This is a genomic window from Aeromonas sp. 603079, from assembly GCF_049172135.1.
Taxonomy (GTDB): Bacteria; Pseudomonadota; Gammaproteobacteria; order Enterobacterales; family Aeromonadaceae; genus Aeromonas; species Aeromonas veronii.
This window is the reverse complement of the sequence record NZ_JAAKPX010000027.1, coordinates 62306-71172: the sequence shown is the minus strand read 5'-3', so window position 1 is coordinate 71172 and position 8867 is coordinate 62306. Positions and strand designations below refer to the sequence as shown.

General features: G+C 59.7%; 10 protein-coding genes. All 10 read left to right on the top strand.

The window, feature by feature from the left end; all coding sequences use genetic code 11:
- Positions 1–327 precede the first annotated feature (327 nt).
- The 10 genes from codB to G5287_RS18330 all read left to right on the top strand — a co-directional run bounded on the left by codB (position 328) and on the right by G5287_RS18330 (position 8867).
- Positions 328–1572: a cytosine permease gene (gene codB, locus G5287_RS18375; RefSeq protein WP_421231687.1), complete on the top strand. Its 1245-nt coding sequence runs from the start codon at positions 328–330 to the stop codon at positions 1570–1572.
- Positions 1566–2831 (top strand): cytosine deaminase, encoded by a 1266-nt coding sequence (locus G5287_RS18370; protein ID WP_421231686.1) that lies wholly within the window; start codon positions 1566–1568, stop codon positions 2829–2831. The genes codB and G5287_RS18370 overlap by 7 nt, the downstream gene beginning before the upstream one ends.
- 95 nt (positions 2832–2926) lie before the next feature.
- Positions 2927–3304, top strand: a complete 378-nt coding sequence (crcB, locus tag G5287_RS18365; protein ID WP_005339378.1) for a fluoride efflux transporter CrcB — start codon at positions 2927–2929, stop codon at positions 3302–3304.
- A 65-nt stretch (positions 3305–3369) separates the two neighbouring features.
- Positions 3370–4122, top strand: coding sequence for a bifunctional demethylmenaquinone methyltransferase/2-methoxy-6-polyprenyl-1,4-benzoquinol methylase UbiE (ubiE, locus tag G5287_RS18360; protein ID WP_005342396.1), 753 nt, complete (start codon positions 3370–3372; stop codon positions 4120–4122).
- A gap of 8 nt (positions 4123–4130) precedes the next feature.
- Positions 4131–4739 carry a ubiquinone biosynthesis accessory factor UbiJ gene (locus G5287_RS18355; protein WP_421231685.1) on the top strand — a complete coding sequence of 203 codons (609 nt, stop codon included), beginning with the start codon at positions 4131–4133 and terminating at the stop codon, positions 4737–4739.
- On the top strand, positions 4739–6379 hold the full coding sequence (ubiB, locus tag G5287_RS18350; protein ID WP_005339383.1) for a ubiquinone biosynthesis regulatory protein kinase UbiB: 1641 nt from the start codon (positions 4739–4741) through the stop codon (positions 6377–6379). Before G5287_RS18355 ends, ubiB begins: the two co-directional genes overlap by 1 nt.
- Positions 6380–6421: 42 nt before the next feature.
- Positions 6422–6673 carry a Sec-independent protein translocase subunit TatA gene (gene tatA, locus G5287_RS18345; protein WP_005339385.1) on the top strand — a complete coding sequence of 84 codons (252 nt, stop codon included), beginning with the start codon at positions 6422–6424 and terminating at the stop codon, positions 6671–6673.
- A gap of 3 nt (positions 6674–6676) precedes the next feature.
- The gene (gene tatB, locus G5287_RS18340) at positions 6677–7141 is read left to right on the top strand and encodes a Sec-independent protein translocase protein TatB (RefSeq protein WP_110304509.1); all 465 of its coding nucleotides are present in this window, start codon (positions 6677–6679) and stop codon (positions 7139–7141) included.
- On the top strand, positions 7138–7893 hold the full coding sequence (gene tatC, locus G5287_RS18335; protein ID WP_005342401.1) for a twin-arginine translocase subunit TatC: 756 nt from the start codon (positions 7138–7140) through the stop codon (positions 7891–7893). The genes tatB and tatC overlap by 4 nt, the downstream gene beginning before the upstream one ends.
- Positions 7894–8081: 188 nt before the next feature.
- Positions 8082–8867, top strand: coding sequence for a TatD family hydrolase (locus G5287_RS18330; protein ID WP_227341666.1), 786 nt, complete (start codon positions 8082–8084; stop codon positions 8865–8867).

The window sequence follows — 8867 nt, the reverse complement described above, 5'->3', positions numbered from 1 at the left end:
CTGATATGGCTCAGTCGGTAGAGCGCATCCTTGGTAAGGATGAGGTCCCCAGTTCGATTCTGGGTATCAGCACCATTAAATAGAAAGCCTCCCTGAAAAGGGAGGCTTTTTTGCATCTGTCATTTTTGTTATATCCCCTTACATTTCCTATTCCAGCAACCCCCTCTGCTTGCAGTCGACACTGTTTATCTGCTGATTTGAGACTCGATGGGTTACTCATTTGACTGTTATTGATGGTTTTATCCAGATATTTAACCATGATTGATTGACGTAAAACGTTTTACATGTAAAATCCGGCGCGTTTTGCCTATTACGTGGAGAAAGATCATGGCGCAGGATAACGAATACTGTTTGGGGGCGGTACCCGCCAAAGGGCGCAAAGGTGTGCTGTCGCTGATGCTGGTGATGCTCGGCCTGACCTTCTTCTCTGCCAGCATGTGGACCGGTGGTGCGCTTGGTACCGGGCTGGTATTCGATGACTTCATCAAGGCGGTACTGATCGGCAACTTGCTGCTGGGTATCTACACCGCTTGTCTCGGTTATATCGGTGCCTCAACCGGCCTCTCTACCCATCTGCTGGCTCGTTACTCCTTTGGGGTGAAAGGTTCCTGGCTGCCATCCCTGCTGCTCGGCGGTACTCAGGTCGGCTGGTTTGGCGTTGGCGTGGCGATGTTTGCCCTGCCGGTGCAGAAGGCGACCGGCATAGATGTGAACTGGCTGATCGCCATTTCGGGCATTTTGATGACGGTGACCGTCTACTTCGGCATCTCCGCCCTGATGGTGCTGAGCTTTGTGGCCGTACCGGCCATTGCACTGCTTGGCGGCTACTCGGTCTGGCTGGCGGTGACCTCGACCGGTGGCATGGCTGCACTGCAGCAAGTACAACCAAGCAATCCCATCGAGTTCACCACGGCGTTGACCATGGTGGTTGGTTCCTTTATCAGTGCAGGAACCCTGACCGCCGACTTTGTTCGCTTTGGTCGCAAACCCTGGGGCGCCGTCATGATTACCATGGTGGCGTTTTTTTTGGGCAACACGCTAATGTTCGTCTTCGGTGCTGCCGGTGCGGCGGTGACCGGGCAGGCCGATATATCGGAAGTGATGTTGATGCAGGGTTTACTGATCCCCGCCATTCTGGTGCTGGGTCTCAATATCTGGACCACCAACGACAACGCTCTCTACGCCTCCGGTCTCGGATTTGCCAACATTACCGGCCTCAAGAGCAAGCCGCTCAGCGTGATCAACGGGCTCATCGGTACGGCTTGCGCCCTCTGGCTTTACAACAACTTTGTCGGCTGGCTGGCCTTTTTGAGTACGGCAATTCCCCCGATTGGTGGCATTATCATCATGGATTTCCTGCTCAATCGTGAGCGTTACCGTAAGTTTGCCGATCAGCAGTTCGAGACGGTGCGCTGGCAGGCGCTGGTCGCCACGGCAGTCGGGGTGGCTGTCGGCAAGTGGCTGCCGGGCATAGTGCCACTCAACGCGGTATTGGGCGCCGCCTTCACCTATTTCATTCTGGTTCGCCTCACCCAGCGGCCGGTTCTGGTACAGGAAGCTAACAAATGCTGATTCAACATATTCGTTTGGCCGATCGGGAAGGGTTGTGGCAGATCCGTTGTCAGGATGGGGTCATCACAGCCATCGAACCCCATGACGAACATGCCGTCGCCGGTCGGGTGCTGGACGGGGAGGGCGGTCTGGCCATCGAGCCCTTTATCGAGCCCCATATTCACCTCGATACCACCCAGACGGCGGGCGAGCCGAGCTGGAACCTCTCCGGCACTCTGTTCGAGGGGATTGAGCGCTGGGCCGAGCGCAAGGCGCTGCTGACCCATGAGGATGTGAAACAGCGTGCCATCCAGACGCTGAAGTGGCAGATCGCCAACGGCATCCAGTTTGTCCGTACTCACGTCGATGTCTCCGATCCCAATCTGGTTGCGCTCAAGGCGATGCTGGAAGTGCGGGAAGAGATGAAGGAGTGGGTCGAGCTGCAGATCGTCGCCTTCCCGCAGGAGGGAATTCTCTCCTACCCCAACGGCAAGGCACTGCTGGAGGAGGCTCTCAAACTGGGCGCCGACGTGATTGGCGCGATCCCCCACTTCGAGTTTACCCGGGAATATGGGGTCGAAAGTCTGTACTACATCTTCGATCTTGCCGAGAAGTATCAGGTTCTAGTCGATGTGCACTGCGACGAAATCGATGACGAGCAATCCCGTTTCATCGAGACGCTGGCGACTCTCGCCTACGAGCGGGGTATCGGCCATCGGGTGACGGCCAGTCACACCACCGCCATGCACTCTTACAACGGCGCTTATGCTTCCCGCCTGTTCCGGCTGCTGAAGATGGCGGACATCAACTTCGTGGCCAATCCGCTGGTGAACATTCACCTGCAGGGGCGGTTCGATACCTATCCCAAACGCCGCGGCATTACCCGGGTGAAGGAGATGCTGGAGGCGAACATCAACGTCTGTTTCGGTCACGATGACGTGTTCGATCCCTGGTACCCCATGGGCACCGCCAACATGTTGCAGGTGCTGCATATGGGGCTCCATGTCTGCCAGATCATGGGTTACGAGCAGATCAACGACGGTCTGAAGCTGATCAGCAGCCACAGCGCCCGCACCCTGAATGTGCAGGATCGCTATGGTATCGAGGTGGGCAAACCGGCCAACCTGTTGATCCTGCCTGCCGACAACGGCTTCGATGCGGTGCGCCGTCAGGTGCCGGTGCGTTACTCGATCCGCCACGGCAAGGTGATTGCCCAGACCCGCCCGGCCCAGACCGAGATCGTGCTGGGTCAGCCAGAGCCCATCGATTTTCGCCGCTGAGATTTCAATCAGGCTGGATGACGATTAGTTCCGCCTCTGGGCACAAGGGCCGCCATTGCGACATAATGGCGGCCTGACCCTGAGGGAGTGACACCATGCAAACCTGGTTCTATGTTGCTGCAGGGGGCGCCATCGGCGCCTGCCTTCGTTTTGGGATTGCCGAACTGATGGCCTTGCTGCTGGGGCGCCACTTTCCTTACGGGACTCTGGTGGTCAACGTGGTGGGCTCTTTCATCATGGGGGTAGCGTTCGCCCTCATCAGTCACGGTCATGTGGTAGAACACCCGATGAAGCCGCTGCTGATGGTGGGGATCCTCGGTGCCCTGACCACGTTTTCTTCCTTTGCCCTCGATACGGTGGTGCTGGCTCAACATGGAGCCTATCTGAAAGCGCTGCTCAATATCGGTCTCAATCTCTTCCTCTGTCTGGCCATGGTGGTGCTGGGCATGCAGTTGGTTGCGAGCCGGGTTTAAGGTGTCCGGACGCCAGTGGCTCTGGTAAACTGGCGGCCATTCTTTGCTCTATGGGTGTTTAAGGGATGTCAGAACAAGCAACGACAACGCATTTTGGCTTTAAAACCGTGGCCGCGACCGAGAAGGAAACTCTGGTAGCAGGTGTCTTCCATTCGGTGGCAGCCAAGTATGATCTGATGAACGATCTGATGTCGTTCGGCATCCACCGCCTGTGGAAGCGCTTCACCATCGACTGTTCCGGTGTGCGCAAGGGCCAGAAGGTGCTGGATCTGGCCGGTGGTACCGGTGACTTGACCGCAAAGTTCTCGCGCATCGTCGGCGAAACCGGTCAGGTGGTGCTGGCGGATATCAACGACTCCATGCTGAAAGTGGGCCGCGACAAGCTGCGCAATTTGGGGGTCGCCAACAACGTCTCCTACGTGCAGGCCAATGCCGAGGCGCTCCCCTTCCCGGATAACCACTTCGACGTGATTACCATCGGCTTCGGCCTGCGCAACGTCACCGACAAGGACAAGGCGCTCGCCTCCATGTTCCGGGTGCTCAAGCCGGGTGGCCGTCTGCTGGTGCTGGAGTTCTCCAAGCCGGTCAGTGAAGTGATCGCCAAGCTCTATGACCTCTACTCCTTCAAACTGCTGCCGAAAATGGGCGAAATCGTCGCGAACGACAGTGAAAGCTACAAATATCTGGCAGAGTCTATTCGTATGCACCCGGATCAGCAGACCCTGGCCGGCATGATGGAAAATGTCGGTTTCGAGCAGGTGGAGTACTTCAATCTGACTCAGGGTGTGGTCGCCCTGCACCGCGGTTACAAGTTTTAAGGTTGCCTATGCCGATGGATGCCATGGTCACCGCGGTGATCGAAACCAGCCTCAACCAGTTGCTGGCGCTGGACAAACAGAGCCCGGAGCGGCTGCGCAAACTGGTGGGCAAGGTGCTCAAGCTGGAGCTGCGTGAACTCAAGCCGCTCTGGTTCGTCTTCTCCGAGCGTAGGCTGGATGTGCTGGCCCTGCATGAAGGGGAGGCGGATGCGGTGCTCAGCCTCTCCCTGACCGCCCTCGGTCTGCTGAAAGACCCGTCCGCCCTGACCCGTTATATCCGCGAGGAGAAACTGGATCTGAGCGGTGATCCCCAGCTGGTGCAGGCATTCAGCGTGCTGCTGGGTGAGCTGGATATCGACTGGGAGGAGGAGCTGTCGCGCTATACCGGCGATGTCGTTGCCCACACCCTGTTCAGTGGTGCCCGTCAGGCGCGTCGCCTGGTCGGCCGCGAGCTGTGCCGCACCCGCAGCCAGCTGGCGGAATATCTGACCGAAGAGGCCCGCCTCGCTCCCGGCCCGCTGGAAGTGGCGAGTTTCAACGATGACGTCGAGGTGCTGGCCCAGCAGCTCAAGGCCGTCGAACTGCGGCTGGCCCGCTTCGAACAGCAGGTGACCTGATGACCCCGAAGGAGTTCAAACGCCTCTATCGCATCATCACCATCCTGCTGGAGCAGGGCATCGACGAACTGGTGCCCGCCCGCTATCAACCCTGGCCGGGTCGTCTGGCCCGTCGCTCCCTGTTCTGGCTCAAGAACAAACAACCGGATCTCAGCCGCGGTGCCCGCATCCGCCTCGCCTTCGAGGCTCTCGGCCCCATCTTCATCAAGTTTGGCCAGATGCTCTCGACCCGCCGCGACCTGCTGCCGCCGGATATCGCCGAAGAGCTGGCCTTGCTGCAGGACAGGGTGCCTCCCTTCTGTGGTCAGGCGGCGCGCCAGCAGATCGAGCTGAGCCTGGGTTGTCCCATCGAAACCCTGTTTGACGACTTCGACGAGACGCCGCTGGCGTCGGCTTCCATCGCGCAGGTGCATACTGCTCGCCTGAAGGAGAGTGGCCGCGAGATCGTTATCAAGGTGATCCGTCCCGACATCGAGCCGGTTATCGAGGCTGACCTGCGGTTGATGCAGGCGCTGGCCCGTCTGGTGGCCCGCTTCGTGCCCCAGAGTGCGCGACTGCGCCCCATCGAGGTGGTGGAGGAGTATCGCAAGACCATCCTCGACGAGCTCAACCTGATGCGCGAAGCGGCCAACGCCATCCAGCTGCGCCGCAACTTCACCGGCTCCGAGGCGCTCTATGTGCCTGAAATCATTACCGACCTCTGCCGCGAGCAGGTGCTGGTGATGGAGCGCATCTACGGTATTCCGGTCTCCGACATTCCAGCGCTGGAAGCCAACGGCACCAATATGAAGCTGCTGGCCGAGCGCGGGGTGGAGGTCTTCTTCACCCAGGTGTTCCGCGACAGCTTCTTCCACGCCGATATGCACCCGGGCAACATCTTCGTCTCTTACGAACATCCGGAAAACCCGCTCTGGATCGGCATCGACTGCGGCATCGTCGGTACCCTCAATCGGGAAGACAAACGCTATCTGGCGGAGAACTTCCTCGCCTTCTTCAACCGAGACTATCGTCGGGTGGCGGAGCTGCATGTGGAGTCGGGCTGGGTGCCGGCAGACACCAAGGTGGACGAGTTCGAGTTCGCCATTCGCACCGTGCTGGAGCCCATCTTCGAGAAGCCGCTCTCCGAAATTTCGTTCGGTCACGTGCTGCTCAACCTGTTCAACACAGCGCGTCGCTTCCATATGACGGTGCAGCCGCAGCTGGTGCTGCTGCAAAAGACCCTGCTCTATGTGGAAGGGTTGGGGCGTCAGCTCTATCCCCAGCTGGACTTGTGGCAGACCGCCAAGCCGTTCCTCGAAAACTGGATGCACGAGCAGGTGGGGCCCAAGTCGGTATTGAACGCCATCAAGGAGAAGGCGCCATTCTGGGCGGAGAAGCTGCCGGAGCTGCCGGAGCTGGTCTATGAGACCCTGCGTCAGACCCGTCATCAGCAGCGTCATTTCGACCAGATGTTTGCCGAGTTCCGCCGTCACAGCCGTCGGCAGGGGCAGGCCCGCTACCTCTTAGGGGTTGGAGCCAGCCTGCTATTGGCGGGTGTATTCTTGCTGACCCAAAAACAACACATTGAGTGGGGACAAGCCAGTCTCGCCGGTGCAGCCCTCTGCTGGCTGGTCGGCTGGTTGCGAACCCGTTCCCATTAATCAACAACCGCGCCGTCAGGCGCCTGTTCTGGAGAGAAAATCATGGGTGGTATCAGTATTTGGCAATTGTTGATCATTGCAGTCATCGTCGTGCTGCTGTTCGGTACCAAGAAACTGCGCGGCATTGGCGGTGATCTGGGCGCGGCGGTCAAAGGGTTCAAGAAAGCCCTCTCCGACGAGCCGGCTGATGCCAAGGCCGAGCAGAAAGATGCCGAGTTTCCCCCGAAACAGCTGAACGAAGCGGCCACTCAGAGCAGTGAGACCGCCAAGCAGAAAGACAAAGACCAGGCCTAAGCCATGTTCGATATCGGTTTTTGGGAGCTGGTCGTTATCGGTGTGGTAGCACTGGTGGTACTGGGGCCCGAGCGGCTGCCGGTTGCCATCCGCACGGCTACCCACTGGATCCGCCTCATTCGTTCGACCGCGAACTCGGTCAAGTCCGAGCTGGAGCAGGAGCTCAAGTTGCAAGAGCTGCATAACGACCTCAAGAAGGCCGAACAGTTGCAGATGAGCAACCTGAGCCCCGAGCTGCAGGAGTCCATCGAACAGCTCAAAGCGGCGGCCCAGTCGGTCAATCGCCCCTATCAGGTGGAGAACGAGATCCGTCCGCCGCGCCCCGAGCCGGTCGCCCAGGCTGAGCCTGCCACGCCGGTTGAGCCTGCGGTGCAGCTGAGCCACGACGTGCCGCCGGTCAACAGCCAGCGGGAGAGCGAGCTGGTGCCGGTCAGCGACTCCGCAGTAAAAGGGGAGGTGAAGTCATGAGTCAGGCCGAACAACCCCTGATCAGCCATCTGGTTGAGCTGAGAACCCGCTTGCTGCGCTCCATTACCGCCATCCTCGTGGTGTTTCTGGCGCTGATCTACTTCTCCAACAACATCTACGACTTCGTGGCCCAGCCGCTGCTCAGCCAGCTGCCGGAAGGGACCAGCATGATCGCGACGGATGTGGCGACCCCCTTCCTGACGCCGATCAAGCTGACCCTGGTGGTCTCCTTCTTCGTGGCGATCCCCTATCTGCTCTATCAGGCCTGGGCCTTTATCGCCCCCGGTCTGTACCAGCATGAGCGGCGGCTGATCATGCCGCTGGTGGTCTCCAGTGCCCTGCTGTTCTATGCGGGTATGGCGTTCGCCTACTACGTGGTGTTCCCGCTGGTGTTCGGTTTTTTCACCAGTACCGCACCCGCCGGGGTGACGGTGGCGACCGACATCGCCAGCTATCTGGACTTCGTACTGACCCTGTTCTTCGCATTCGGGGTGGCGTTCGAAATTCCGGTGGCCACCATACTGCTCTGCTGGACCGGCGTGACCACACCGCAAAACCTGAAGGAGAAACGTCCCTACGTCGTTGTCGGGGTGTTTGTGGTCGGCATGCTGCTGACGCCGCCTGATGTCTTCTCCCAGACCCTGCTCGCCATCCCGATGTGGGCGCTGTGGGAGATAGGTCTGTTCTTCGCCCGCTTCTACGTGAAGAAAGAGGATGAAGAGCAACAGGAACAACCGGATGTGGAGAGCTGAGGCTCTGTTCGTCACCTGTTTGCCGGACGGCGAGAGGATGACGACGTCCGCAGGAATAGCAGAACGAGGGGAGCTGAGGCTCCCTTCCTCTTTTCATGCTCCCGTTCGAGGCGTATGGTAAGACCCCATTCGGTAGATGGTTTTCAAATACCTGATATGTATTCCTTTTGTTCGGAACGTCTCATCCCATGATCGATATCGGTTTAAACCTGACCAGCAGCCAGTTCGCCGGCGAGCAGGCTGAGCTGGTGGCCCGTGCCCGTGCCGCCGGGGTGGAAGCGCTTATCCTCACCGGTACCGATCTGGCTGGCAGCCGCGAGAGCGCCGAGTTGGCCGCCCGCTGGCCGGGCTACTGCTTCTCCACCGCCGGGGTACACCCTCACGATGCCAAGAGTGTCGATGAGGCGACCCTGCCCGCCCTGCGCGAGCTGGCGGCGTTGCCGCAGGTGGTGGCTATTGGCGAGTGCGGTCTCGACTACAACCGCGACTTCTCCCCCCGCCCGGTGCAGGATGCGGTATTCGACGCCCAGCTGGCACTGGCTGCTGAGCTCCGGATGCCGGTGTTTCTCCACTGCCGCGATGCCCACGCCCGTTTTATCGAGATCCTCCGTCCCTGGCTGCCGAAACTACCGGGAGCCGTGCTGCACTGCTTCACCGGTTCCGACGAGGAGCTGGACGAGTGTCTGGCGCTGGGGCTGCATATCGGGGTGACCGGCTGGCTCTGCGATGAGCGCCGTGGTCAGCTGCTGCGCGAACAGGTAGCGCGTATTCCGGCCGGTCGGCTGATGATCGAGACCGATGCCCCCTATCTGGTGCCGCGAGATCTGAAACCGCGCCCGAAACGCAACGAACCCGCTTTTTTGCCGCACATCGCCCAGGTGGTGGCGGCCTGTCGTGGTGAAGCGCCCGAGGCCTTGCTGGCCCATACCCGGGCCACCTCCGCCGCGTTCTTCCAACTTCCTCTCCAGGAGTGA

What these genes read in the sequence shown, in the direction of transcription:
- ubiE (WP_005342396.1), top strand. Translation starts at nt 3,370, where the DNA reads ATGTCAGAACAAGCAACGACAACGCATTTTGGCTTTAAAACCGTGGCC.
- tatA (WP_005339385.1), top strand. Translation starts at nt 6,422, where the DNA reads ATGGGTGGTATCAGTATTTGGCAATTGTTGATCATTGCAGTCATCGTC.
- tatB (WP_110304509.1), top strand. Translation starts at nt 6,677, where the DNA reads ATGTTCGATATCGGTTTTTGGGAGCTGGTCGTTATCGGTGTGGTAGCA.
- ubiB (WP_005339383.1), top strand. Translation starts at nt 4,739, where the DNA reads ATGACCCCGAAGGAGTTCAAACGCCTCTATCGCATCATCACCATCCTG.
- crcB (WP_005339378.1), top strand. Translation starts at nt 2,927, where the DNA reads ATGCAAACCTGGTTCTATGTTGCTGCAGGGGGCGCCATCGGCGCCTGC.
- G5287_RS18370 (WP_421231686.1), top strand. Translation starts at nt 1,566, where the DNA reads ATGCTGATTCAACATATTCGTTTGGCCGATCGGGAAGGGTTGTGGCAG.
- G5287_RS18330 (WP_227341666.1), top strand. Translation starts at nt 8,082, where the DNA reads ATGATCGATATCGGTTTAAACCTGACCAGCAGCCAGTTCGCCGGCGAG.
- G5287_RS18355 (WP_421231685.1), top strand. Translation starts at nt 4,131, where the DNA reads ATGCCGATGGATGCCATGGTCACCGCGGTGATCGAAACCAGCCTCAAC.
- codB (WP_421231687.1), top strand. Translation starts at nt 328, where the DNA reads ATGGCGCAGGATAACGAATACTGTTTGGGGGCGGTACCCGCCAAAGGG.
- tatC (WP_005342401.1), top strand. Translation starts at nt 7,138, where the DNA reads ATGAGTCAGGCCGAACAACCCCTGATCAGCCATCTGGTTGAGCTGAGA.